The organism is Pantoea sp. Cr_R13 (genome assembly GCF_029222565.1).
In the GTDB taxonomy this organism is placed as follows: Bacteria; Pseudomonadota; Gammaproteobacteria; order Enterobacterales; family Enterobacteriaceae; genus Pantoea; species Pantoea eucalypti.
This window is the reverse complement of the sequence record NZ_JARHXL010000013.1, coordinates 121140-146882: the sequence shown is the minus strand read 5'-3', so window position 1 is coordinate 146882 and position 25743 is coordinate 121140. Positions and strand designations below refer to the sequence as shown.

The following is a 25743-nucleotide window of genomic DNA, read 5'->3' as shown; positions in this document are numbered from 1 at the left end:
GGAGTTGTTTTTGACACCCTGCCATTACTGAGAGGTTCAAACGTGTCACGTACAATTATGCTCATTCCGACCGGCACCAGCGTCGGCCTGACCAGCGTCAGCCTCGGCGTTATTCGCGCCATGGAGCGCAAAGGCGTCCGTCTCAGCGTCTTTAAGCCAATTGCTCAGCCGCGTAGCGGCGGCGATACGCCGGATCAAACCACCACGATTATCCGTAAGAACTCCTCGATTCCTGCCGCTGAACCGCTGCAGATGTCACGTGTGGAATCACTGCTGGGATCGAACCAGCAGGATGTGCTGATGGAAGAGATCATCTCCCGTTACCATGCCAACACGCAGGATGCGGAAGTGGTTCTGGTTGAAGGGCTTGTGCCGACCCGTAAGCATCAGTTTGCCAACGCACTGAACTACGAAATCGCCAAAACCCTGAACGCAGAAATCGTCTTCGTGATGGCGCTGGGCAATGACTCGCCGGCACAGCTGAAAGAGCGCATTGAACTGACTCAAAGCAGCTTCGGCGGTCAGAAGAACAAAAATATCACGGGCGTAATTATCAACAAACTCAACGCGCCGGTGGACGATCAGGGGCGTACCCGTCCTGACCTGTCAGAGATCTTTGATGACTCCTCAAAAGCCAGCATCGCCAACATCGATCCAAAGCAGCTGTTCTCAGACAGCCCGCTGCCGGTGCTGGGCTGCGTGCCGTGGAGCTTTGATCTGATCGCTACCCGCGCCATCGATATGTGCCGCCACCTGGATGCGCGTATCATCAATGAAGGTGAAATTCAGACCCGCCGGGTCAAATCCGTCACCTTCTGTGCGCGTAGTATCCCGCACATGCTGGAGCATTTCCGTCCTGGCTCACTGCTGGTGACTTCCGCAGACCGCCCTGATGTACTGGTCGCCGCCTGTCTGGCTGCGATGAACGGCATTGAGATTGGTGCAATTCTGCTGACCGGTAACTACGAGATTGACGATCGTATCGCCCGTCTCTGCGACCGTGCTTTCCAGACCGGCCTGCCGGTGTTTATGGTGAAAACCAACACCTGGCAGACCTCCCTGAGCCTGCAGAGCTTTAACCTTGAGGTGCCTGCTGACGATACGCAGCGCATTGAGAAAGTGCAGGAATATGTGGCCAGCTACATTAATGCTGAGTGGATTGAGTCACTGACCGCCACCTCTGAGCGCAGCCGTCGCCTGTCGCCACCGGCCTTCCGCTATCAGCTTACTGAGCTCGCGCGTAAAGCGGGTAAACGCGTCGTGCTGCCAGAGGGTGATGAGCCGCGTACGGTTAAAGCGGCCTCTATCTGTGCTGAGCGCGGTATCGCCACCTGCGTACTGTTAGGCAATCCGGATGAGATTCAGCGTGTCGCTGCGGCTCAGGGTGTCGTACTGGGCAAAGGTGTCGAAATTGTTGACCCGGAACAGGTACGTGAGAACTACGTGCCACGTCTGGTTGAACTGCGTAAGAGTAAGGGTATGACCGAAGTGGTCGCTCAGGAGCAGCTGGAAGATAACGTGGTTCTCGGCACCATGATGCTGGAGAGCGGTGAAGTGGATGGTCTGGTTTCAGGTGCGGTTCACACCACTGCCAACACAATTCGTCCGCCACTGCAGTTGATCAAAACCGCGCCGAACAGCTCACTGGTTTCATCCGTGTTCTTTATGCTGCTGCCGGAGCAGGTGCTGGTCTACGGTGACTGCGCAATTAACCCGGATCCTACCGCTGAGCAGCTGGCTGAGATTGCTATCCAGTCAGCGGATTCTGCCAGCGCCTTTGGTATCGATCCGCGTGTGGCGATGATCTCCTACTCTACCGGCACGTCAGGTGCAGGTAGCGATGTTGAGAAAGTGCGTGAAGCAACGCGCATTGCGCAGGAGAAACGTCCTGATCTGGTCATCGATGGTCCGCTGCAGTATGACGCCGCGATCATGGAAGATGTGGCGAAATCGAAAGCGCCAAATTCACAGGTTGCAGGTCGCGCTACCGTGTTTATCTTCCCGGATCTCAACACCGGTAACACCACCTACAAAGCGGTACAGCGTTCAGCCGATCTGATCTCAATCGGACCGATGCTGCAGGGTATGCGCAAGCCAGTCAACGATCTGTCGCGCGGTGCGCTGGTTGACGACATCGTCTACACCATCGCCCTGACGGCTATTCAGTCTCAGCAGGCTGAAGGCTAAGCGTCTGGTAACAAAGAAAAAGGCATGCCACGTGGCATGCCTTTTTTTTCGCCGGTAACCGGGCAGTACGCGTTGATGCGCGTCGGTCACTGGCATGAATGCGCCCGTTTTCAGGCCCGGTTATCACCGTTGCGGCTCATCCACAGAGAGAGCGCTTTCAGCGAATCGTCGGTAAATTCATCACAGCGTGCGGTGATCTCATCGGGCGTCATCCAGATAATCTCATCGACTTCCGATTCCTGCATGGCGAAAGGGCCATGTGACACACAACTGAACAGACCACCCCAGACACGGCAATGCTGATCTTCGAAGTAGAATTTGCCATGCTCAGCAAACGGCACGGCGGCAATCCCTAACTCCTCTTCCGCTTCACGTCGCGCAGATTCCAGCATATCTTCACCGCTCTGCACCACGCCGCCTGCGGTTGCGTCCAGTTTGCCCGGCATAAAGTCTTTTATCTCGGTGCGACGCTGTACCAGAATCTTACCCATACCGTCATGAACCACGATATAGGTGGCGCGGTGACGCAGGCACTGAGCACGCATCTGCGCGCGTGTCGCCTGAGCAACGACTTCATTCTCTTCGTTTACGATATCGACCCACTCAATGCCGTCACCCGCAGTTTGATCCACCATCCGTAACCCTTTCCTGTTTGGCGTACAGTTGCGTACGCAGTTTGCCACGTCGTTATTTTTATGTGGCGTAAGGTAATCACTTCCGCCAGCATGAGCAAGCCCCGGCTGTTACCGATTTTTACCACTTTCTGCTAACCACAGCTGTACCGAGGCGCGTTGCCACTGAAACTCAGCATATTGCTGTAAGCGTGCAGGCAGAGGATCGCCATGCAGTACCAGCCGGTTAAGCATCACCGCCAGATCGGTATCTGCAATTGACCACTCGCCAAACAGGTTCTGCTGTCCGTCTGGCAGCAGACGTTCGACAGCCGTAACGAGTTTATCCACCGCCTGCTGCGCTGACGCGGTCAGCGGCGCAAAGCGTTCACCGGCAAACAGCACTTCTGTCGGACGCTCCTGACGAATCCACAGGAAATCACTGCGCAGCCAGGCCTGAATCTCTCTCGCGCGAGCTCGCTTCTCGCGGTCGCGAGGATAGAGACGTTCAAACTCGGGTGCCGGAAAACGCTCTTCAAGATATTCGGTTATCGCCGAAGATTCGCTTAACAGAAAATCATCAATCTGCAGGGTCGGAACCCGGCAGGTCAGCGACAACTCACGGTATGCCGCTGCGTATTGCTGGTTCTGCGACAAATCGACGCGTTTCAGGTGGAACGGAATCCCTTTTTCGTTAAGGGCAACGTAGGCCGACATGGCGTAAGGACTGAAAAATGATGAATCTGACCACAGGGTGATGGGCGGATAATTCATCGGTTACCTCAATTGGCTGTCAGGATTGCATCATGTTTACCGATTTTTTTTTGCGAAGGCAACGCTGAGCTGATCCGATCTGTTCCTTCAGAAGAAGAAACCGCGACGCGACTCACTATAGAGTGGCTCCACTCTTCTATGCTGAAAGGTGCAAATAACAAAAACATCAAGGGAGCCGCAACATGCACATTCTTATTACCGGTGGCACGGGACTGATTGGCCGTCACCTGATTCCACGTCTGCAGCAGTTGGGCCATCAGATCAGCGTGGTAACGCGCGACGTGGTCAGCGCGCGTGAAAAACTGGGCGAGAACGTCGCACTCTGGTCAGGACTGGCGCAACAGTCGACACTGGATAACATCGATGCGGTGATTAATCTGGCGGGCGAACCCATCGCTGACAAACGCTGGACGGAGCCACAAAAGCAGCAGCTCTGTGAAAGTCGCTGGCAGATAACCGAGCAGATCGCCTCACTGATCAACGCCAGCACCACGCCACCCGCCGTATTGATCTCAGGTTCGGCAACCGGTTTTTATGGCAATACCGGCGATCTGGTGCTGACTGAAGAGGATCAGGGGCAGGATGAGTTCACGCATCAGCTCTGCGCCCGCTGGGAGCAGCTGGCGCTCACGGCGGAAAGCGAACGCACCCGCGTTTGTCTGCTGCGAACTGGCGTAGTACTGGCGCCCGAGGGCGGCGCACTCAGCAAAATGAAGTTGCCGTTTAAGCTCGGCATCGGCGGGCCAATCGGCAGTGGTAAACAGTACATGCCGTGGATCCATATTGATGACATGCTCAACGCCATTATCTGGCTGCTGGACCATGATGATCTGCGAGGGCCGTTCAACATGGTCGCACCTTATGCGGTGCGTAATGAGCAGTTTGCCGCCACGCTGGGTCGGGTTATGCATCGTCCGGCCTTTATGCGTACGCCTGCCAGCGCCATTAAGCTGATGATGGGCGAATCGTCGGTTCTGGTGCTGGGAGGACAGCATGTGCTGCCAAAGCGGCTGGAGGCGTCAGGTTTTGGCTTCCGCTGGTACGATCTGCAGGAGGCGTTGCAGGATGTGGTGAAGCATTAACCAGAAGCCCGCGCCCGGCCAGGCGCGGGCTCAGGTTTACTTCAGCGATCCCTTAAGGAACTGCTGTAAACGTGGACTTTTCGGGTTGCCAAACACCTCAGCAGGCGGCCCCTGCTCTTCGATTTTGCCCTGGTGCAGGAAAATCACATGGCTGGATACGTGACGGGCAAATTCCATCTCATGCGTGACGACCACCATGGTTTTACCCTCTTCCGCCAGCTTCTGCATGATGCGCAGCACTTCGCCCACCAGTTCAGGATCCAGCGCCGACGTCGGCTCATCAAACAACAACACTTCCGGTTCCATCGCCAGCGCGCGCGCAATCGACACACGCTGCTGCTGACCACCCGAGAGATGCACCGGATACTTCGCCTGCGCCCGCGCATCAATGCCGACTTTATCGAGATAGCGGATGGCGCGCTCACGCGCTTCCGCTTTACTCAGCCCCAGCACCTGAATCGGCGCTTCCATCACGTTTTCCAGCACTGTCATGTGACTCCAGAGATTAAAGTGCTGGAACACCATGGTGAGGCTGGTACGCAACGCGCGCAGTTGCTCTTTGTCAGCCACTTTAAGCTGACCATCTTTGTCGCGGACTAAGGTGATCTGCTGGTTGTTGACCATGATGCTGCCTTCACTCGGTTTTTCGAGGAAGTTGATGCAGCGTAAAAAGGTACTTTTCCCTGAACCGGACGATCCAATGATACTGATCACATCGCCCGCCTGAGCAGTTAACGAGACCCCTTTCAGCACTTCATGTTCACCGTAACGCTTATGCAATTCGGTGACGCTTAATTTATTGTCAGCCATAGTTCTACTCAATGCGATGAAGAGGGTTTCACGTGGGCCAGCCAGCGGCGTTCCGCCAGGCGGAACAGGCTGATCAACACGTAAGAGATAATCAGGTATAACACAGCCGCAATGCCAAAGGCGGTAAACGGCTGATAGGTCGCCGAGTTAATATCCCGCGCGATTTTCAGCAGATCCGGCACCGTGGCGGTGAAAGCCAGCGCCGTGGAGTGCAGCATCAGAATCACTTCGTTACTGTAGGCTGGCAGTGCCGTCCGCAGCGCCGAGGGCAGGATAATGCAGCGATAGAGTTTAAAGGTGGAGAAGCCATACGCCCGCGCCGCCTCAATCTCACCATGGGGCACCGAGCGAATGGCACCGGCAAAGATCTCTGTGGTGTAAGCACAGGTATTCAGGGTGAAGGCGAGTAACGTACAGTTCAGGCCACTGCGGAAAAATGCGTTCAGCAGTTCAGTGCCTTTCACAATCTCCAGCGTGTACATGCCGGAGTAGAACACCAGCAACTGCACATAGAGTGGCGTGCCGCGAAACACGTAGGTAAAAAGCCAGACCGGGAAACTGATAAACCGGTTAGGCGAAACCCGCGCTATCGCCAGAAGGATAGCCAGACAGCCACCAACGGTGACCGAGAGGATCAGCAGCCACAGAGTGATAGCCACACCGGTAAAACGATAACCGTCAGTCCAGAGCAGCGATTTCCAGTATTCCTGAATAATCTCAATCATAACTCGCCCTCTTCACACCGACCGTATAGCGACGGTTCAGCCACCACAGCACACCATTCGACAGCGTGGTGAACACCAGATAAATCGCACCCGCCACGATGGCGAAGTAGAACGGCTGCCAGGTACTTTTCCCCGCCAGTTGCGTTGCCTTCACGACATCTTCCAGCCCCAGCAGCGAGACCAGCGCGGTGGCTTTCAGAATCACCTGCCAGTTGTTGCCGATGCCCGGCAACGCATAGCGCATCATGGCCGGAAATAGAATGCGGCGGAACACCTGCGCGCTGGTAAAACCAAATGCGGTAGCCGCTTCTATCTGTCCCTGAGGCACAGCCATAAAAGCACCACGGAAGGTTTCGGTGAAGTAGGCACCATAGATAAAGCCGAGCGTGATGATACCGGCCACCATCGGGTCGATATCAAACTGCGCCATGCCCAGCGCATCGGTTACCTGGTTGAGGACAATCTGCAGACCGTAGAAGATCAGCAGCATCAGTACGAGGTCAGGCACGCCACGAATCAGCGTGGTGTACCCTTCAAAAATCATCGCCAGCGGCCGGCTGCGCGACAGTTTCGCGCCTGCGCCAATCAGGCCCAGCAGCACGGCCAGTACGACAGAGGTGAGTGCCAGCTCCAGCGTCACCAGCGTGCCCCGAAGAATTACATCAGAATAGCCATACAGCATCGAAAGGGTCCTGTCGTGGGGTGTAAACGAAACGCTGCCCGCAAGCGAGACGGGCAGTTTAGCTTTACCTCTCCGTTTCAGACGCTTTCCGTTATCTGCGGGCCAGGTCCGGTTTCTGCATCGGGCAGAACCGGCTCAGTCCCGGCAGAACGGAAACAGAAGGTAAAGCGACAGGATGGTTAGTCGCCGTACACGTTGAAATCGAAGTATTTCTTCGCAATCTTGTCGTAGGTGCCATCTTTACGCATGTCAGCAAAGGCTTTGTCGATGGCGGCTTTCAGTTCGCTGTCATCTTTACGCAGTCCCATACCGGTGCCGACGCCAAAGATCTTGTCATCTTTGACGGACGGACCGGCAAACGCGTAGTTTTTACCGACCGGCTGCTTCAGAAAACCTTCGCTGGCCTGCACTTCATCCTGGAAGGCCGCATCAATACGACCGGCATTCAGATCCTGATAAACCAGATCCTGATTAGCATAAGGCGTAACGTTGACCCCTTTAGGCCGCCAGTTCTGATTGGCATAGGTTTCCTGGGTTGTGCCCTGCAGCAGACCGATATTTTTGCCTTTCAGCGACTCAATGGTCGGTTGAATTTTCGATCCTTTCGGTGCGACTAAACGCGCGTTAGCGGCGTAAAGCTTATCCGAGAAGGCGATCTCTTCCTGACGTTTTGCTGTGATGGAAAGTGAGGAGATGATGGCATCAATTTTTTTCGCTTTCAGCGACGGGATCAGCGCATCGAAGTCGCTTTCAACGTAGGTACATTGGGTATGAATACGTTTACAGATTTCGTTAGCGAGATCGATATCGAAGCCCACTAACTTGCCTTGCGCGTCTTTCGACTCAAACGGTGGGTAAGTTGGATCTGTGCCGATACGGATTGAACCCGGCACTGCCGCGAATACGCTGGCAGCACTGGATAAGCCCAGCATCAGGGAAAGAGCCAGAACACGCTTTTTCATAGATTACCCTCAAGTGAAGTGCTTTTTGTTATGTGATTTGTGATGTGTTTGCGCAAATTAATTTGCATGTTTCATGCCAGTTCTGCAAGTTTTCCACGCAGTTAGCGTGATGTCAGACAGGCGAAAACGCTGTGTTTGTAGGGGGAATATAGCAGTGAAGTAAAAGAGAAAAAGCGACGTTGTTAACTTTTGGTGCATCAAATGCACGAAGAGTGATCCGAGGCGCGCTTATGCACTAAATAAGTGCGCCAGCGGAACTTTATGCACCCTGCCAGCGCGCGAAGAGATCTTCCGGTAATTCGATATCGAATTGATCAATAACCCGGTTGACGGTCTGGTCAATCAGCTGATCGATGGTTTCAGGCCGATGATAAAAAGCCGGCACTGGCGGCATTATTATGGCACCCAGCTCGGCGGCGGTGGTCATCATGCGCAGGTGTCCAACGTGCAATGGCGTTTCACGTACGCACAATACCAGCTTACGCTGCTCTTTTAATATGACGTCAGCCGCACGGGTCAACAGGGAGTCAGTGTAACTGTGGACGATGCCTGAAAGCGTTTTCATTGAGCAGGGTAAAATCGCCATGCCCAGCGTTTTAAATGACCCCGACGAAATATTTGCTGCAATATCGCGCACGTCATGCACCACATCGGCCAGCGCCTGCACGTCACGCAGCGAATAGTCGCTCTCCAGCCCCAGCGTCTGACGCGCCGCCTGGCTCATGACCAGATGCGTTTCTACTTCTTCCACCTGCTGCAACACCTGCAGCATGCGCACGCCATAGATCACCCCACTTGCGCCGGAGATGCCAATGATGAGTCGTTTCATATTCCAACCTTATGTCAGCCAATGCACCATCATACGCGGCCAGCAGGTTTCTGAAAACAAACAGGGCGGGATTGCTCCCGCCCTGCTTTATGTTGACCACCCGCTGAGCGTATCAGCCCTCGTTATGTAGCTCGAGGTTTTCAACTTCGTTCTGGCGTTGAAGCGCTTTGGCGTCATCGTTGCGCAGCGATTCCAGATACTCCAGATACTGCTGATCGACATCTTTCGTCACGTAGATACCGTTAAACACCGAGCATTCAAACTGGGCGATGTCCGGGTTCTCTTCACGCACCGCTTCAATCAAATCGTCCAGGTCCTGGAAAATCAGCGCATCGGCTTTAATCAGCTGGCGAATCTCTTCCACTTCGCGGCCATGCGCAATCAGTTCCGTGGCGCTCGGCATATCGATGCCATAGACGTTCGGGAAACGAATTTCCGGTGCTGCAGACGCCAGATAAACGCGTTTGGCGCCGGCTTCACGCGCCATCTCAATGATCTGCTCTGAGGTGGTGCCGCGCACGATAGAGTCATCCACCAGCAGGACATTTTTATCACGGAATTCGGCACGGTTAGCGTTGAGCTTGCGGCGAACCGCGCTGCGACGTAACTGCTGGCCCGGCATGATAAAAGTACGGCCGACGTAACGGTTTTTCACGAAGCCCTGACGATAAGGCTTGTCGAGAATACGGGCAATTTCCAGCGCGATATCGGTAGAGGTTTCCGGAATAGGAATCACCACGTCGATATCCAAATCTTCCCACTCGCGGGCAATTTTCTCGCCCAGCTTGGTGCCCATGCGGACACGGGCGCTGTAGACGGAGATTTTATCCAGGAAAGAGTCCGGACGGGCAAAATAGACATATTCGAACAGGCACGGATTGCTTTTCGGGTTTTCAGCACACTGGCGGGTAGAGAGCTGGCCCGCTTCAGTGACATAGACGGCTTCACCCGGTGCGACGTCACGGATGAACTCAAAGCCCAGCGTATCCAGCGCGACGCTCTCGGAGGCGACCATATATTCGGTGCGACCATCAGCGATAACGCGCTTGCCCAGCACCAGCGGACGGATGCCATTAGGGTCACGGAAAGCGACCATGCCGTGGCCGATAATCATCGAGACAACCGCGTAGGCGCCACGCACCTGCTGATGTACGGCAGCGACCGCGGCAAAAATGTTGTCGGCTTCCAGCGGATCGTTTTGAAAACGATCTAACTCCTGCGCAAAGATATTCAGCAGGATTTCAGAATCTGAGGTGGTATTAACGTGACGGCGGCCCTTTTCAAACAGGTGCTTGCGCAGCACGTGGGCGTTGGTCAGGTTACCGTTATGCGCCAGGGTGATGCCGTATGGGGAGTTTACATAGAATGGCTGCGCTTCAGAGGCACTGGAGCTTCCCGCAGTGGGATAACGCGCGTGGCCAATCCCCATATTGCCCTGCAGACGCTGCATGTGGCGTGCTTCGAAAACGTCGCTGACCAGGCCATTTGCCTTTCGCAGGCGAAAACATTTCAGCGCATCAATCGTACAAATGCCTGCGGCATCCTGCCCGCGGTGCTGGAGCACCGTTAACGCGTCATAGATCGACTGGTTGACCGGCATGAAACCGGTGATACCGACAATACCGCACATGTTGTCATTTCCTCATTTAGCCGCACTCCCGGTCACATCACCGGGGTAAAAAACTCGACGTGCTTTTCAGGTAATCAAAAAACCACCTGATGATATAACTGAACTCGGGAATGAGTTGAGACTGTTGCCAGTCTGGACTTTTAGAAAAGCCAGTGAATGTATCAAGGAAGAACAGCAAAGCGGCTACGATCAGCACACCACGCAACGCCCCGAAACAGACGCCCAACACCCGGTCGGTTCCCGACAGGCCGGTTTTCTCCACCAGCGTGCCGATAACGTAGTTCACAATGGCCCCGACAATCAGGGTAGCCACAAACAGCACACCGATGGCGATACCGTTACGAACCAGTTCGTCGTCAAAACCTGTAAACCAGACTGCAAGGTAGGCGTAGTAATGACTGGCGACAAAAAACGCGCATCCCCAGGTAACAAGAGATAAGGCTTCCCGGACAAACCCACGGACGAGGCTGACCAGAGCCGAAAAACCAACTACCGCAATAATGACGTAATCAATCCAGATCATGAACTCTTCCAGCGCCAGTGCAATTGCACCCCTGCATCCAGTTCGGGGCGCATTCTAACAGAAAAAGAAAACGTTTGCGTAGCGGTTTTCTTTTTCTGCATCCATAAAAAAGGCGATGAAAAAAAACGCAATCGCCTGGGTGATTCTCCGCCGGAGAGGCCGTTGAAAATATTCACTATTTCAGGCGTACAGCGCGAACTGAGCACGCTGTACGCCGGGAAAAAGACACCGCCTGTTACTGCTATCGGCAGCGCCAATCGCCGGTTTAGCGGGCGCTGTACGGTTTCACGACACCGCCCAACCCTGAGATGCTTTTCAGCTCGCCAACTGCACTCTGCATTTTGGCTTTTGAGGCATCCGGCCCGACGTAAATACGGGTTATCTGACCCTGAACGGGCGTTGAAGGCACAGTAAAGGCGCGATAGCCCGACAGCCGCAACTGCGCGACAATCTCATTCACTTTGCTGGCGTTTTTCAGCGCACCTAACTGCACCACATAAGCCTGCCCTGCCGGTGCGGTCGTCTCTGCTGCTTTTGGCGCCGCTTCCTGCTTCGGCTGTTCGACCGCTTTAGGCGTTTCTTCCGGCTTCGGCTTCGTCTGCTCCACCGCTTTAGGCTTCTGCTGTTCGACCGGTTTCTGCTTAGGCTGCTCAGTGACTTTAGTTTTCTGCTGCTCTGCCACTTTCGGTTTGGTCACCGTCTGTGCAGGCACAGACTGATGAACCGGCGGCGGCGAAACCACAGTCGGTTCGCTATCATCATCCGGCTCGGCACGCCCCTGCTCTGCCGTGACGCTGCTTTTGCTATTACCATTACTGCTGTTGACCGCATTGCCCGCGCCTTCAGGTGGCTGGGACGGCAGCGACTGGGTAACCGGTGGCACCATTTCACTGTCCTGCTGATCGTCAGGTTTCGGCACCAGCGGAATAGCGGCAAACTCCTCTTTGTAATGCTTTTTCTGACCATCCAGCAGCCCTGGCAGCACAATCACGCCAACGGCGACCAGAATAACGGTGCCGACTAAACGGTTTTGAAACTTACTTGCCACGTCCTTTCTCCGTTTCAATCGATTCCATGACCAGTGCAACGGTGTGGAATGAACCACAGACCAGCACAGTGTCCTGCGGCGCTGCCCGCTGGCGTGCCTGCTGCCAGGCGAGCTCAACCGTGCTAAAGGCTTCGCCCTGCGAGAGGCAATCCAGCAGTTGCTCAGCACTGGCGCCGCGCGGACCGTCAAGTGGCGCGCAGTACCAGGCATCGACCATGGGTGCCAGCGCCGTCAGCGTACCGGCAATATCTTTATCATGCAGCATGCCCACGACGGCATGCACTTTGCCGCGTTTCGGCAGCGTCGCCAGCCGTGACGCCAGATAGGACGCTGCATGCGGATTATGGGCGACATCCAGAATCACGCGCGGTGATTCACTAATCGTCTGAAAACGCCCTGGCAGCATCGCCAGCGGCAGGCTGGCGCGAATCTGCGCCTCACTGACCTCAAGCCCTGAGACACGGAGCGCCACCAGTGCCGTCGCCGCGTTAGGTAACGGCACCTGGGGCAGTGGCAGATCGTTCAGCTCCCCCAGCGCATCACGCAGCGACCAGCTTTCGGCCTGGGCATGCCATGACCAGTCACGGTTGCGCTGTAACAGCTCAGCGCCTTTTTCCTGCGCGACCACCGCGATGCTGTGTGGCATATCGGGTTCACCGACGACTGCCGGTTTCCCCGCCCGGAACACACCCGCTTTCTCACGCCCGATGCTTTCGCGATCCGGCCCAAGCCAGTCAGTATGATCCAGTGCAATGCTGGTGACTACGGCGACATCGGCATCCACGATGTTGGTGGCATCCAGCCGTCCGCCGAGGCCGACTTCGAGGATCACTACATCCAGCTGCGCCTGGCGGAACAGATTGAGCGCAGAGAGCGTGCCAAATTCGAAATAGGTCAGGGAGATATCCGCACGTCCGGCTTCAATCTTCGCAAAACTGGCGCAGTGCTGCGCTTCACTCAGCTCCTCTCCCTGGACCCGAACGCGCTCGGTGTAGCGCACCAGATGTGGCGAGCTGTAGACGCCAACGCGGTAGCCCGCTGCGATCAGCAGCGTTTCCAGGGTCCGACAGGTCGTGCCTTTGCCATTAGTACCGGCTACGGTAAAGACAAAGGGAGCGGGTTTCAGCAGGTCGAGACGAAGCGCAACCTGACGAATACGGTCCAGACCCAGTTCAATGGCCTGAGTATGCAGGTGCTCAAGATAATAAAGCCACGTGGCCAAAGGCGACGTGGCTTGAGGAAGGTGAAGATTGTCCATATGTCCCGTTTTGCTTATTTATACCTGGCAGACTGGTGCTGTGGTATACGGTGCATTGGTAAGAGGTGCTTTGGACGCACCTCTCTATCTCCTGTCAGGCCTCGTTGCTTTCCGATTCAGTCGTCACAGGAGCGGACTGTTCACCGTCATGCAGCGGTGCCGGCAGGTTCATCATTTTTGCCAGCAGGCTTGCCAGTTTGTAACGCATTTCCGGACGACGAATGATCATATCGATCGCGCCCTTCTCAATCAGGAACTCACTGCGCTGGAAGCCTGGCGGCAGTTTTTCACGTACGGTCTGCTCGATCACGCGTGGACCGGCAAAGCCGATCAGCGCTTTAGGTTCCGCGATATTGAGGTCACCCAGCATCGCAAAACTGGCCGAAACGCCACCCATCGTCGGGTCAGTCAGCACAGAAATATACGGAAGACCGCGCTCGCGCATTTTGGCCAGTGCCGCACTGGTTTTCGCCATCTGCATCAGCGACTGCAGCGCTTCCTGCATACGGGCACCACCACTGGCGGAGAAGCAGATCAGCGGACAGTTATCTTCCAACGCCTGCTCAACCGCACGCACAAAGCGCGCACCGACCACAGAACCCATTGAACCGCCCATAAAGGCAAATTCAAAGGCTGCCGCAACAACCGGCATGCCGTGCAGCTGACCTTTCATGACAACCAGCGCATCTTTCTCGCCGGTGTCTTTCTGGGCCGCTACCAGACGGTCTTTATACTTTTTGGAGTCACGGAACTTGAGCAGATCTTTAGGTTCAAGTTCACTGCCCAGCTCAACCATAGTGCCCTGATCGAGGACACTGCCGAGGCGCTCACGGGCATGCATACGCATGTGATGGTCACACTTCGGGCAGACCTCAAGATTACGCTCCAGCTCGGCGCGGTAGAGAACCTGACCACAGCTGTCACACTTGGTCCAGACCCCTTCCGGGATACTGGCTTTGCGCACAGGCGTTCCGGTGCTTTTATTAAGAATGCGTTCAATCCAGCTCATTGATGACCTTTCTGTTTAAAACTGACCTGGTCCAGTCGTCTTGATACTGCTGAAAACCGCTTCAGCAGACGGTAAATGTCGCTCATTAAACCACAACCTGTTCAGACTGTGGATAAAAATCTGGTCTTACCCCTGAGCGAAGCCTTATGGCAGCTTCTGCTGCTTAGCCTGACGGCGATGACGCCAGACTTCAATCACACCCGGCAGAATCGACACCAGGATAATGCCGACAATCAGCAGCTTCAGGTTCTCCTGCACCACCGGCAGATCGCCAAACAGGTAGCCGGCGTAGGAGAACAGCAGCACCCATAGCAGTGCACCCGTCACGTTGAACAGCGCGAAGTGGCGATAGGACATATGGCCCATCCCCGCAACAAACGGCGCGAACGTCCTGACGATGGGCACAAAGCGCGCAAGGATAATGGTTTTTCCGCCATGACGGGCATAAAACGCATGGGTTTTATCCAGATGGCTGCGACGGAAAATCTTCGAGTTCGGGTTACTGAACAACCGTTCGCCAAACAGGCGGCCAATGGTGTAGTTCACCGCATCCCCCAGAACCGCCGCCACCACTAACAATGCCACCATAATGTGCACATTGAGATCGTTACCTGGCAGCGCGGCCAGGGCGCCCGCCACAAACAGCAGCGAATCACCCGGCAGGAATGGCGTGACCACCAGTCCGGTTTCGCAGAACAAAATCAGGAACAAAATAGCGTAAATCCAGATACCGTACTGTGCAACCAGTTCAGCAAGATGCACATCGATGTGCAGAATAAAATCGACCAGAAAATGGATAAACTCCATAGCGCGCCCTTTTAAGTCCTGAAAGTAAATTAATCCGCGAGGAACAAGGGTCCCATCGACGGTTGTGGTAACGCAAAGTGGGATGGGTAGTCCACCGCCACCAGATACAATCCCTCTGCCCGGGCTGTGGCTGCGGCCAGTGTCCGATCTTTCGCCGCCAGCAGCGTGGCCATCCATGACTCAGGCTTATTGCCGCAGCCTATCTCCATCAGGCTGCCCACGATATTGCGCACCATGTGATGGACAAAAGCGTTGGCTTTGATATCCACAATCACGTAAGGGCCCTGACGCGTGACGTTAAGATGAATCACGTTGCGCCACGGAGTACGCGACTGGCACTGCACGGCACGAAATGAGGTAAAATCATTTTCGCCTAACAAACATTGCCCGGCGCGCTGCATCTTTTCCGCATCCAGAGGATGGTAGAAGTGCGTGACGCCCTGCGACAGCACCGCCGGACGCAGGCGCTGATTATAGATCAGGTAGCGATAGCGTCGGGCCGTAGCGCTGAAGCGGGCATGAAATTCATCCGGCACCGCTTTCACCCAGCGCACCGCAATATCCGGCGGCAGGTTAGCGTTCACGCCCAGCGTCCAGGCGCCATCAGGTCGTTGCGATGTCGTCTCGAAATGGACCACCTGCCCCGTTCCGTGAACGCCCGCATCGGTGCGGCCCGCGCAAAAAATGCTGACCGGGTGATCCGCGACCTTCGACAGCGCGCGCTCTACCTTCTCCTGCACGCTGCGGACTTCATTCTGACGTTGCCAGCCGTAGTAACGGCTGCCGTCATACTCGATGCCGAGCGCCAGTTTTTGCGTCTGACCATCGGACATGGTTACAGATACTCCTGAACCAGTTTCTCGGCAGTTTTCACCGCCATCAGCGCACCGCCAAAACGAATGTTGTCCGCCACTGACCAGAACTGCAGCAACTCCGGAATACCGTAGTCGTTACGTACTGCGCCGATGCTCAGTTCGCCGTTGCCTGAGGCATCCGTAACCGGCGTCGGCACCTCATCCTCTTCGCTCAGACGAATATCTGACGCCAGCGCCAGCTCGGCACGCGCTTCTTCCGCAGAGAGCGGGCGCAGGTTTTCGATATGCACAATCTGCGCATTACCGTAGAACACGGGTGCCTGTACGCTGCTGACCGCAATCGGTAAGCCTTCGTCCTGCAGGACTTTACGCACCTGATCAATCAGGCGACGTTCACTTTCCACGCTGCCTTCTGCATCGGCCTGTTGGGGCATCAGGTTAAACGCCAGCTGACGACCAAAATGGTGTTCATCGGCTGGAATACCATTCAGCAAGCGGGCACTTTCCCCAGCCAGCGCATCCACCGCCACTTTGCCGTAGCTGGAGACCGAAATCAGGTTAGTCACCTGTAAACGACTCAATCCGGCTGCATCCACCAGCGGTTTTATCGCGGTCAGCAGCTGGCTCACCAGATTATCTGCCACGCTGATAATGTTGCGATTACGATAATCAGCCAGGACCTGCGGGTTCACATCCGGCACCACCAGCGGCACATCAGGTTCCAGCGCAAACAGCTCGCTGCTGTCGATCACCAGGCAACCGGCGTTAGCCGCTTCATCGGCAAAGCGCGCCGAAGCGTCACGTCCCGCCACGAAAAAGGCCAGCTGCGCCTGTGACCAGTCGAACGTCTCTGCGTTATCGACCCGCACCGAGCGGCCCTCGTAACGCTTGATTTCGCCCGCGCTGTTTTCGCTGGCCAGCAAATATAATTCACCAACCGGGAACTGGCGTTCCGCCAGCAGTTCCAGTACAGCGTTCCCTACTGCGCCTGTCGCGCCAAGTAGCGCAATATTCCAGCCGTCAGACATGTTGGTTTACTCCAGACAATGACATAAAAACAGAAGGCGGTGATATTCACCGCCCAGGGATTCAGATTTATCCCCATCGTCTTTCACGTTGCATCTTTGTTGGCTGCGTTCACTCAACCGAATCACTTACCTGAGTAAGCTCATCGGAACTCGTGCTCTTGCCGCCGCAATGCAACCCGAAATCCATGGGGTATCTCCCCCCGGAAACCACCGTCATGCAGCCATGCCAGCAGTACGCATCGCTTCCGTCAACTGACTGATTCAGAGCGGAAACCGCGCCGGGGCGACTGACCTGCAGCGCCCGTTATTTCGGGGAGATGATTGCGTTAAAGCCCAGCTGGTTTAGCTTCTCAGCCGTTGTGGCGTCATCACAGTTCACCTGCAGCGACGACCATTCGCGGCGCTCCAGATACTGCTTGCGCAGGCGATCAAATTCGCCCGGTTTGGCCGCCACTTTACGCAGGGGGGCATCATCGCGGCGCACATCATACACCAGATGCGCCAGGCGTTTCAGCGTTGGCTGATCCAGCGGGCCATTCAGGGTGATTTCACTGAATTCCGGCACCGGCAGTAAAGTGCTAAGCGGCACCTGCTGCGGCTGACCAATAAAATCGCACCAGGCTTCAAATACCTGCGTAGTGCCGCGCGCTTTGCCTTCCAGGGTGTAGCCCGCGATGTGTGGCGTGGCGATATCAACTTTATCCAGTAACGCCAGTGAGAGATCCGGCTCCGGCTCCCAGACATCCAGTACAACGCTGAGATCCGGCCGCATTTTCAGCACCTCCAGCAGCGCGCTGTTATCCACCACCGGACCGCGACAGGCATTGATCAGAATGGTGTTGGGCTTCAGCGCCATCAGCAGCGCCGCATCGGCCAGATGCCAGCTTTTATAGGGACCGTCTTTAAACAGCGGGGTGTGGAAAGTCAGAATATCGGCCTGTGCGGCGACGGCTTCCAGCGAGAGGAAATCGCCCTCGTCACCCCGATCGGCGCGTGGTGGATCGCACAGCAGGGTTTTGATGCCCCAGGCCTCCAGACGCTTTTGCAGACGCCCGCCAACGTTACCGACACCGACGATGCCGACCGTGCGGTCACGCAACTCAAAGCCGTCGCGCTCCGCCAGCAGCAGCAGCGCAGAGAATACATATTCCACTACGGCAATGGCGTTACAACCCGGTGCGGCAGAGAACGCAATGCCCGCCTGTTGCAGCCAGTTCTCGTCGATATGATCGGTGCCCGCCGTGGCGGTTCCGACAAACCTGACCGGCTTTCCTGCCAGCAGTGACTCATTCACCTGGGTGACTGAGCGCACCATCAGGCCATCGGCATCGGCCAGTTCTGCCACCGGCAGCGGACGTCCCGGCACCGCGACAACATCGCCGGTACGACTGAATAACTCACGGGCGTAGGGCATATTTTCATCGACCAGAATTTTCACTACGGCTTTCCTGTCAGTTGCATAGAGGGAAGTGATTCTGGCACAAAGCGACGCGTTAGCCTAACCGTGTGCGATAGCGATCGGGCGCGATTTCCGCCTGCTGCTCAAACATGACAATCAGCGCTGGGGCAGAACGGTATGCCAGCGCAAGGGCGAGACGCTGCACAGGTTCCTCTGCTCCGGCAGCACGATGGCGCGCAGAAAACGCAGCCGCTGTCGTGACCCGCCCGAGGTCATATGACGCGGGGAGTGACAGGTCACTTTCAGCGTCACTCTGTCCCATCAATCACTTATTTTTCCGATATTAATGATCTGAATAAATCCGGACACGCGTACACTGCGCCTCATTAATTATACATATAGAGAGTCAGCATGTTTTTCCTCTATCCGCTCTTTGCGGTAATAATCTGGTCAATAAACTCCATTGTCAGCAAGCTCTCAGCCAGTGCGATCGATCCCGCGGCGATCTCTTTCTATCGCTGGCTGCTGGCGCTACTGGTGCTGACGCCGTTTGTGCTGCCCGGCGTGTGGCGGGCGCGTGTGGCTATCAAGCCGCATCTCTGGCGGCTGGCTATGCTTGGGCTGCTCGGGATGGTGCTCTATCAGAGCCTCGCGTACTACGCGGCACACAGCGTAAGCGCACTCTTTATGGGCATTATTGGTGCACTCATTCCGCTGCTCACCGTGCTGCTGAGCGTCATGATCCTCCGCATTGCGCCGACGCTCGGTATCCTGCTCGGCAGTATCATCTCATTCATCGGTCTGGTATGGCTGGTCAGTGAAGGCAATGTGATGCAACTGCTGAATCATGGCCTGGGCAAAGGCGAACTGCTGATGCTGGCCGCATCCGCCGCCTATGCACTCTATGGCGTTTTGACACGGCGCTGGGCGCTGCCACTGCCGATCTGGCAAAGCCTGTATGTGCAGATTTTATTTGGTGTCGTGCTGCTGTTGCCTGGTTTTCTGCTGGCACCTGAGGTGGCACTTAACCGGCATAATCTGCCGCTGGTGGCATTTGCCGGTCTGTTTGCGTCGATCATCGCGCCGTTTCTGTGGATCCATGGCGTGCAGCGTCTGGGGGCCAGCACCACCAGCATCTTTATGAATCTGATTCCGGTATTTACCGCGGTGATTGCGGTGATATTCCTGCATGAACAGCTGCACAGTTACCACTGGATTGGCGGCGGTCTGACGCTGGGCGGTGTAATCCTGGCGCAGCGACTGCGTACGCCGTTAACCCGGCGTAAAACGGTCAGCCTGCCACCGAGGTAAACAAGACGGTTACCCGCAGCCCGCCAAGCTGCGGGCTGCGGTCCAGCTGCATTGTGGCACCATGCCAGGCACAGATATCCTGGACCAGCGCAAGACCAATACCCGCACCAGTCTGCATGCCGACATTATCCAGCCGCTGAAAAGGCTGCAGTGCTTTGGTCTGACTGGCATCCTCAATACCCGGACCACTATCCTCAATTTCCAGTTTTCCAGGTGTCACGCGCGCCGTCACCACGCCATTGTGCGGGGTGTATTTAATGGCGTTATCCAGCAGGTTGGCGCACAGCTCGCCCAGCAGAACACCATCCCCCACCACCTTATGACACTCTTCACCCTCATAACCGAGGTCAAGCTGTCGGGTTCGCGCCGCCGGATAACGGCTAAAACAGGCTTCACGCACAATGGCGGCCAGATCGACACGTGCCATTGGCTTATCTTCACCATGCCGCGCTTTAATGCGTGCCAGCTGTAGCAGCCGGTCGGTAAGTAAAATGGTCTCATCCAGCGTGTGACGCATCCCAAGCAGGCTCTCCTGCCACTGCTCAGGACGATCGCTGTTGAGTGCCACGCTGACCTGGGTTTTGAGGATGGTCAGCGGGGTGCGAAGCTGGTGAGCCGCGTCGGCGCTGAAGCGATCCTGACGCGCCAGCAGCCCGCGCAGGCGCTCCAGGTAACGGTTAAACGCGATGATCAGCGGCTGAAGCTCTGACCAGGGTAATGACGGCAGTGGCGTTAACTCTCCCCCATCCCGCTGCAGGACTATGCGTGACAGTCGGCGTAGCGGTCGTAGCACCCGACGCAGCATCAGACTGGCCAGCAGTAGCGTCATCAGAACCAGGCCGCTCTGACTGATCAGCGCAGTGCGCATCAACCGGCTGGCGAACTCCTGACGAGAATTAATGGTTTCAGCCACCAGGACCAGTGCCATGCCTTCAACACCCGCCTCACTAACCGGTTGCCAGAGTGCCGCAACGCGAATGCGATGCTGGTGATAGCGACCATCATAGAAGTGCACCAGCGCCGGATAAGCGGTCGACATTTCACTGGCTGGCGGAATCGGCGGCAGATCGTCGTAACCGGAGAGGGTTTTTCCCTGCGGGGAAATGACCTGATAAAACAGCTGATCATTCATATTGCGTTCAAAGCTGTCGAGCACCACCCAGGGAACATCGACTTCCAGATGCTGCTGTCGCACCACCAGACGTTCTGCCACGGTTCGGGCCGAAGCCAGCAGCGAGCGGTCATAGGCCTGGTTGGCTGCTGCCAGCCCACTCTGATAGTGGGTATAGACTGACAGCGCCCAAAGCAACAGCAGTGGCAGGCCCAGCCACGCCAGCAGCTCGCCGCGCAGCGAGTGAATCAGCCGCACGGCAAGGTTTCCAGGCTGTAGCCGAGTCCGCGCAGCGTCACAATCGCTACATCACTGCCCGCCAGTTTTTTACGCACCCGATGCACATACAGCTCAATGCTCTCCGGACTGGCCTCATCAGCCAGAGTAAAGGTCTGTTCATAGAGATGCTGACGGGAAACGGGCCGGCCATGACGCTGCATCAGTGTAGTAAGAATGCTTGATTCGCGCGGCGTTAATGCCAGCGGCTTTTCAGCCAGCAGAAAATAGCCTTCCCCATCCAGCACCAGTTGCCCCAGTGACTGACTTTGCGCGGCCTGGCTTTGACTGCGCCGCAACAGCGCGCGCAATCGCGCTTCCAGCTCATCCAGTTCAAACGGCTTGGTCAGATAATCATCCGCCCCAAGATTCAGGCCGCGCACCCGGTCATCCAGTGCACTGCGCGCCGTTAACAGCAACACCGGCACACCCTGTCCACGCCGCCGTAACCGCGTCAGCACCTCCAGACCATCAATACGCGGCAGGGAAACATCCAGCACGACCAGCGTATAGGCTTCACATTGCAACGCGTGATCGGCGGCAACCCCATCTGCAACCCAGTCAACGGCGAAGCCCTTTTGCGTCAGCGCCTTCTGCAGCCAGCGTGCCAGTTCAACGGTATCTTCAACCAGTAAGAGACGCATATCACATCCTGTCATTAAATCCGGGCAGTGAAAGGTAAATGAAAGGTAACTGTTTTAACAATTTTGTAACGCCAATATTACAGCTGTAATCACACTCTGGAAGAATGAATGGAGCCCACGATGAAAAAAATAATCCATACCGCCCTTACCTCTGCCCTGCTGGCGCTGATGGTGCCGGCTGCCAATGCCGCTGACGCCCCTGGCCGCACCGAATGTATTGCACCTGCCAAACCGGGCGGCGGATTTGATCTTACCTGCAAGCTGTTGCAGGTCTCGCTGCAGGAAACCAAACAAATTGAAACCCCGATGCGCGTGACCTATATGCCTGGCGGCGTGGGTGCGGTGGCCTATAACGCCATTATCGCCCAGCGTCCGGCTGAAGCGGGCACGGTGGTTGCCTTTTCTGGTGGATCGCTGCTGAACCTGTCGCAGGGCAAATTTGGTCGCTACTCGGTTGACGATGTGAAGTGGCTGGCCGCCGTGGGAACGGACTACGGTATGGTCGCCGTACGCGAAGATGCGCCATGGAAAACCCTGGGCGAACTGATGGCGGCAATGAAAGAAGATCCGACCAAAGTGGTTGTCGGTGCCGGCGCGTCAATCGGCAGTCAGGACTGGATGAAAACAGCGTTGCTGGCGCGCGAAGCGGGCATCGATCCCCGCAAAATGCGCTATGTCGCCTTTGAAGGCGGTGGAGAGCCGGTAACGGCGCTGCTCGGTAATCATATTCAGGTGGTTTCCGGCGACATGAGTGAGATGGTGCCACATCTGCAGGGCGGCAAAATGCGGGTACTGGCGGTAATGTCCGATCAACGTCTTCCTGGCCAGCTGGCTGAGGTCCCTACCGCCAAAGAACAGGGTTTTAACATCGTCTGGCCCGTCATTCGTGGCTACTACCTCGGTCCAAAAGTCAGCGATGCTGATTATCAGTGGTGGGAGCAGGCATTTAAAAAGATGGTGGATACCCCGGAGTTTAAAAAACAACGCGATATGCGTGGTCTGTTTGAATTCAACATGTTCGGGCAGGAACTCGATAGCTACGTGAAAACGCAGGTGGCGGATTATCGTGAGAAGGCAAAATCATTTGGTCTGGCCAAATAAGCGGAGCGAATCATGAGCGATCGTATTTTTGCGGGCCTGTGGCTGGCCCTGTGCCTCGGCGGCATGGTAATAGCCTGGCAAATTCAGAGTGAATACAGCTACGAACCGGTAGGACCACGACCGTTCCCGATGGCGATCCTTGGCCTGATGGCAATCTGTGCCGTGCTGATGCTGTTTCGTAAACCCGACACCATTCACTGGCCAGCCCACAGCATACTGAAACGTCTGGTGGCGCTGGCGGCAATGATGATGCTCTATGGCTGGCTGTTTGAAGCGCTGGGCTTTGCCATCAGCACAACGCTGCTGACGTTTGGCATCGGCTTGCTGTTTGGTGCGCGCTGGTGGGCAGCCGCACTGTCCGGCGTGGTAATGGGCACCACACTTTTTTATGCCTTTGACCATCTGCTGGAAGTGACCCTTCCGGTCGGCAGCTGGCTGAGTTAAGGAGAGTATCATGGATACCTGGTCCTTTTTAATGCAGGGCTTTGCCGTCGCCATGACGCCAGAGAACCTGCTGATTGCCCTGATTGGCTGTTTTATCGGTACCATCGTCGGCCTGCTGCCAGGTCTGGGGCCGATCAACGGCGTGGCAATCCTGATGCCGCTGGCCTTTGCCCTGCACTTACCGGCGGAATCGGCGCTGATCCTGCTGGCAACGGTCTATATCGGCTGTGAATATGGCGGACGCATCTCCTCCATCCTGCTTAACGTGCCCGGTGATGCCGGCGCGATCATGACCGCGCTGGATGGTTATCCGATGGCGCAACAGGGCAAAGCAGGCGTTGCCCTGTCCATCTCAGCCGTCAGTTCATTTATCGGTTCAACCATCGCGATTATCGGCATTATTCTGTTCGCGCCCCTGCTGGCCAGCTGGTCGCTGGCATTTGGCCCGGCGGAATATTTTGCACTGATGGTATTCGCTATCGCCTGTCTTGGCAGCATGATGAGTCATAATCCCCTGAAGTCGTTCCTTGCGGCATTAATAGGGCTCAGCATGGCCACGGTGGGCGTGGATGCCAATACCGGCGTATACCGCTTTACCTTTGACAGCGTTCACCTTTCCGATGGCATTCAGTTTGTGGTGGTGGTGATTGGTCTGTTCTCAGTCAGCGAAATTCTGCTGATGCTGGAGTCCACCAGTACCGGGCAGAAAGCGGTCCGTGCCAGCGGTCGCATGATGTTCAACATGAAAGAAGCCTCTATGGCAACCGGCGCAACGCTGCGCTCCTCGTTTATCGGTTTCTTTGTGGGTGTGTTACCTGGCGCAGGCGCCACCATCGCCAGTGCTATCGCCTACATGACTGAGAAAAAGATCAGCGGCAGCGATCAGTTCGGTAAAGGCGATATTCGTGGTGTGGCAGCACCGGAAGCGGCAAACAATGCTTCTGCCTGTGGATCCTTTATTCCGATGCTGACACTGGGTATTCCCGGCTCAGGGACAACAGCGGTGATGGTCGGCGCATTAACGCTCTACAACATTACACCAGGACCGGCGATGTTTGTTGAGCAGCCAGATATTGTCTGGGGCTTGATTGCTGCCCTGCTGATCGGCAACGTAATGCTGTTGATCATGAATATCCCGATGATCAACGTCTTCGCCCGCATGCTAACCATACCATTGTGGTTTCTGGTGCCAGCCATTGCCGCTATTTCTGCCGTGGGCGTCTACGCGGTGCACAGCACCACTTTTGACCTGTTGCTGATGGTGGGACTGGGTATCTTTGGTTATATCCTGCGTAAAATGGATTTTCCGATGTCGCCATTGATTCTGGGATTTGTGCTGGGTGAGATGCTGGAGCAGAACCTCCGTCGCGCCCTGTCGATCAGCAACGGCAACATGGTCATTCTGTGGGAAAGTCTGATCTGTAAAATCCTGCTGGTTCTGGCAATTGCGGTTCTGCTGGTGCCGCCAATCTGGAAACGCTGGCGTCGTCACCAACTGAAGCGCACCGAAGCGTAATTCTCCTGCCGAAACGCGCATGCCCCCGTGGGATTTCCCGGGGGCTTTTGCTATCATGGCCTATTCTTTTTCCGGCGCACCCCACGCTGTTCTGTTTTTCCAAGGAATCCGCCATGCAACCTCTTAGCGGCCCCGGTGTGCCGGTCGATCGTTCATCTGTCAATCCGCAAACCGGCGTAACGCGTCACGGTTCCGTGGCCGGTGAACAGCCTCTTTCGCCTGCGCAGCGCACGACGTTAGAACGCCTGATCGTACGTATCTCTTCGCTCAGCAATCTTAAAGCGCCTGAACTCTGGGCGGGGCTCCGTCATGAAGTGGGCGTCAAGAGTGAAGCGGAGTTGCAGTCGCGTCATTTTCCGGCAGCGGAGCAGTATCTTAATAACCGCCTCACGCAGACGCAAAATGGACATGCCACCCGCCTGTTGATGACCCAGCTCACCGACTTGCTGCCCAAGGGCAATAACCGCCAGGCTGTCAGCGATTTTATCCGTCAGCAATTTGGCCAGACAGTGCTCAGCGCGCTGAGCCAGGATCAGTTGCGCCAGGTGCTGACGATGCTGCAGAACGGGCAGATGACGATTCCCCAGCCGCAGCAGATTCGCGTCAGCGACCGAACGCTGCTGCCTGCTGAGCACCATACGCTGAATCAGCAGGTGGTGCGCCTTGCCGCTGCCACCGGCGAATCCACCGGTAAGCTGTGGACAGCTGCGCTGAAGCTGGTGAACCTGACCAGCGGCGATCCGATCCCGTCACGTCACTTCCCGCTGCTGACCCAATATCTCCAGGTGCGCCAGACGCTGAGTCAGCACAGCGCCCCCACGCTGCACCTGCTGGAAGCCTCCCTGAAACAGCCGCTTGATCAGCAGGAGCGGCAGCAGCTGGAGGATTACAGCCAGCAGCGTTTTCAGGCCACGCCACAGACGGTGCTCACGGTGACTCAGACTCAGGATTTGCTGAATTTTCTGTTCAGCCGTCGCGCAGACCGGGCAGAAAAACTGCACGAACAACCGCTGGCTGCCAGCGAGATTAAACCGCAGCCGATCTGGTCACCCTTTGTCGCCTCGCTGCCGCCGCCGATTCAGTCACTGGCAGGGCGTCCGCTGTTGGGTTTCTTTATTGCACTGGTCGTCATCACCCTTTTACTCTGGCTGGTACTCTGAG

At 56.1% G+C, this 25743-nt stretch carries 25 protein-coding genes and 1 pseudogene; 7 read left to right on the top strand and 19 right to left on the bottom strand.

All coding sequences use genetic code 11. The annotated features are described in order from the left end of the window. The first annotated feature begins 57 nt into the window (after window positions 1–57). The gene (pta, locus tag P2R09_RS08555) at window positions 58–2187 is read left to right on the top strand and encodes a phosphate acetyltransferase (protein ID WP_033743374.1); all 2130 of its coding nucleotides are present in this window, start codon (window positions 58–60) and stop codon (window positions 2185–2187) included. A 110-nt stretch (window positions 2188–2297) separates the two neighbouring features. Here the strand turns inward: pta and yfcD are convergent, their stop codons facing one another. Together yfcD and yfcF are read right to left on the bottom strand one after the other, a co-directional pair. Then, entirely contained in the window at window positions 2298–2822 is a 525-nt protein-coding gene (yfcD, locus tag P2R09_RS08550) for an NUDIX hydrolase YfcD (RefSeq protein ID WP_003854255.1), read from the bottom strand. A gap of 108 nt (window positions 2823–2930) precedes the next feature. Continuing rightward, window positions 2931–3572 (bottom strand): glutathione transferase, encoded by a 642-nt coding sequence (gene yfcF / locus P2R09_RS08545; RefSeq protein ID WP_008926475.1) that lies wholly within the window; start codon window positions 3570–3572, stop codon window positions 2931–2933. Window positions 3573–3754: 182 nt separating this feature from the next. On the opposite strand from yfcF, the gene P2R09_RS08540 reads away from it, so the two are divergent. Beyond that, window positions 3755–4654 carry a TIGR01777 family oxidoreductase gene (locus P2R09_RS08540; RefSeq protein WP_275768785.1) on the top strand — a complete coding sequence of 300 codons (900 nt, stop codon included), beginning with the start codon at window positions 3755–3757 and terminating at the stop codon, window positions 4652–4654. A gap of 36 nt (window positions 4655–4690) precedes the next feature. Here P2R09_RS08540 and hisP read toward each other — a convergent pair whose 3' ends face one another. From hisP to P2R09_RS08465, 15 genes and pseudogenes are all read right to left on the bottom strand, one after another. After that, complete coding sequence (gene hisP / locus P2R09_RS08535; RefSeq protein WP_275768783.1) at window positions 4691–5464, bottom strand: histidine ABC transporter ATP-binding protein HisP; 774 nt, start codon at window positions 5462–5464, stop codon at window positions 4691–4693. A gap of 8 nt (window positions 5465–5472) precedes the next feature. Then, window positions 5473–6189 carry an ABC transporter permease gene (locus tag P2R09_RS08530; RefSeq protein WP_003854259.1) on the bottom strand — a complete coding sequence of 239 codons (717 nt, stop codon included), beginning with the start codon at window positions 6187–6189 and terminating at the stop codon, window positions 5473–5475. Then, window positions 6182–6871 carry a histidine ABC transporter permease HisQ gene (locus P2R09_RS08525; RefSeq protein ID WP_275768781.1) on the bottom strand — a complete coding sequence of 230 codons (690 nt, stop codon included), beginning with the start codon at window positions 6869–6871 and terminating at the stop codon, window positions 6182–6184. Before P2R09_RS08525 ends, P2R09_RS08530 begins: the two co-directional genes overlap by 8 nt. 179 nt (window positions 6872–7050) lie before the next feature. Beyond that, entirely contained in the window at window positions 7051–7833 is a 783-nt protein-coding gene (gene argT / locus P2R09_RS08520) for a lysine/arginine/ornithine ABC transporter substrate-binding protein ArgT (RefSeq protein WP_275768779.1), read from the bottom strand. 259 nt (window positions 7834–8092) lie between these two features. After that, window positions 8093–8662 (bottom strand): UbiX family flavin prenyltransferase, encoded by a 570-nt coding sequence (locus P2R09_RS08515; protein ID WP_008926477.1) that lies wholly within the window; start codon window positions 8660–8662, stop codon window positions 8093–8095. Window positions 8663–8774: 112 nt separating this feature from the next. Next, window positions 8775–10292 (bottom strand): amidophosphoribosyltransferase, encoded by a 1518-nt coding sequence (gene purF / locus P2R09_RS08510; RefSeq protein ID WP_003854264.1) that lies wholly within the window; start codon window positions 10290–10292, stop codon window positions 8775–8777. 37 nt (window positions 10293–10329) lie between these two features. After that, window positions 10330–10815, bottom strand: coding sequence for a colicin V production protein (gene cvpA / locus P2R09_RS08505; RefSeq protein WP_003854265.1), 486 nt, complete (start codon window positions 10813–10815; stop codon window positions 10330–10332). Between the two features lie 265 nt (window positions 10816–11080). Beyond that, window positions 11081–11863, bottom strand: coding sequence for a cell division protein DedD (gene dedD / locus P2R09_RS08500; RefSeq protein WP_275768766.1), 783 nt, complete (start codon window positions 11861–11863; stop codon window positions 11081–11083). Then, window positions 11853–13121 (bottom strand): bifunctional tetrahydrofolate synthase/dihydrofolate synthase, encoded by a 1269-nt coding sequence (folC, locus tag P2R09_RS08495; protein WP_275768764.1) that lies wholly within the window; start codon window positions 13119–13121, stop codon window positions 11853–11855. The genes dedD and folC overlap by 11 nt, the downstream gene beginning before the upstream one ends. A gap of 94 nt (window positions 13122–13215) precedes the next feature. Continuing rightward, window positions 13216–14130, bottom strand: a complete 915-nt coding sequence (gene accD / locus P2R09_RS08490) for an acetyl-CoA carboxylase, carboxyltransferase subunit beta (protein WP_275768763.1) — start codon at window positions 14128–14130, stop codon at window positions 13216–13218. Window positions 14131–14274: 144 nt separating this feature from the next. After that, entirely contained in the window at window positions 14275–14937 is a 663-nt protein-coding gene (locus tag P2R09_RS08485) for a DedA family protein (protein ID WP_008926480.1), read from the bottom strand. Between the two features lie 29 nt (window positions 14938–14966). Next, complete coding sequence (gene truA / locus P2R09_RS08480) at window positions 14967–15770, bottom strand: tRNA pseudouridine(38-40) synthase TruA (protein ID WP_003854269.1); 804 nt, start codon at window positions 15768–15770, stop codon at window positions 14967–14969. A gap of 2 nt (window positions 15771–15772) precedes the next feature. Next, complete coding sequence (locus P2R09_RS08475; protein WP_003854270.1) at window positions 15773–16780, bottom strand: aspartate-semialdehyde dehydrogenase; 1008 nt, start codon at window positions 16778–16780, stop codon at window positions 15773–15775. 304 nt (window positions 16781–17084) lie between these two features. Then, entirely contained in the window at window positions 17085–18218 is a 1134-nt protein-coding gene (gene pdxB, locus P2R09_RS08470; RefSeq protein ID WP_275768757.1) for a 4-phosphoerythronate dehydrogenase PdxB, read from the bottom strand. Between the two features lie 55 nt (window positions 18219–18273). Next, window positions 18274–18437, bottom strand: a pseudogene (locus tag P2R09_RS08465) (AraC family transcriptional regulator); the annotation flags it as partial. A 153-nt stretch (window positions 18438–18590) separates the two neighbouring features. Here P2R09_RS08465 and P2R09_RS08460 point away from each other — a divergent pair. Next, on the top strand, window positions 18591–19490 hold the full coding sequence (locus P2R09_RS08460; RefSeq protein WP_275768755.1) for a DMT family transporter: 900 nt from the start codon (window positions 18591–18593) through the stop codon (window positions 19488–19490). Here P2R09_RS08460 and P2R09_RS08455 read toward each other — a convergent pair. Together P2R09_RS08455 and tctD are read right to left on the bottom strand one after the other, a co-directional pair. Then, a complete protein-coding gene (locus P2R09_RS08455; RefSeq protein ID WP_275768753.1) occupies window positions 19471–20859 on the bottom strand; it encodes a sensor histidine kinase in 1389 nt (462 codons plus the stop codon). The genes P2R09_RS08460 and P2R09_RS08455 overlap by 20 nt on opposite strands. After that, complete coding sequence (gene tctD, locus P2R09_RS08450) at window positions 20850–21521, bottom strand: transcriptional regulator TctD (protein ID WP_275768751.1); 672 nt, start codon at window positions 21519–21521, stop codon at window positions 20850–20852. The genes P2R09_RS08455 and tctD overlap by 10 nt, the downstream gene beginning before the upstream one ends. A 120-nt stretch (window positions 21522–21641) precedes the next feature. Between tctD and P2R09_RS08445 the strand changes: the two genes are divergently transcribed. From P2R09_RS08445 to flk, 4 genes are all read left to right on the top strand, one after another. After that, window positions 21642–22622 carry a tripartite tricarboxylate transporter substrate binding protein gene (locus P2R09_RS08445; protein ID WP_275768749.1) on the top strand — a complete coding sequence of 327 codons (981 nt, stop codon included), beginning with the start codon at window positions 21642–21644 and terminating at the stop codon, window positions 22620–22622. 12 nt (window positions 22623–22634) lie between these two features. Beyond that, on the top strand, window positions 22635–23066 hold the full coding sequence (locus P2R09_RS08440; protein WP_275768747.1) for a tripartite tricarboxylate transporter TctB family protein: 432 nt from the start codon (window positions 22635–22637) through the stop codon (window positions 23064–23066). Between the two features lie 10 nt (window positions 23067–23076). Beyond that, window positions 23077–24582 carry a tripartite tricarboxylate transporter permease gene (locus tag P2R09_RS08435; RefSeq protein ID WP_003854278.1) on the top strand — a complete coding sequence of 502 codons (1506 nt, stop codon included), beginning with the start codon at window positions 23077–23079 and terminating at the stop codon, window positions 24580–24582. Window positions 24583–24695: 113 nt separating this feature from the next. After that, entirely contained in the window at window positions 24696–25742 is a 1047-nt protein-coding gene (flk, locus tag P2R09_RS08430) for a flagella biosynthesis regulator Flk (protein ID WP_003854279.1), read from the top strand. The last annotated feature ends 1 nt before the right edge of the window (window position 25743 follow it).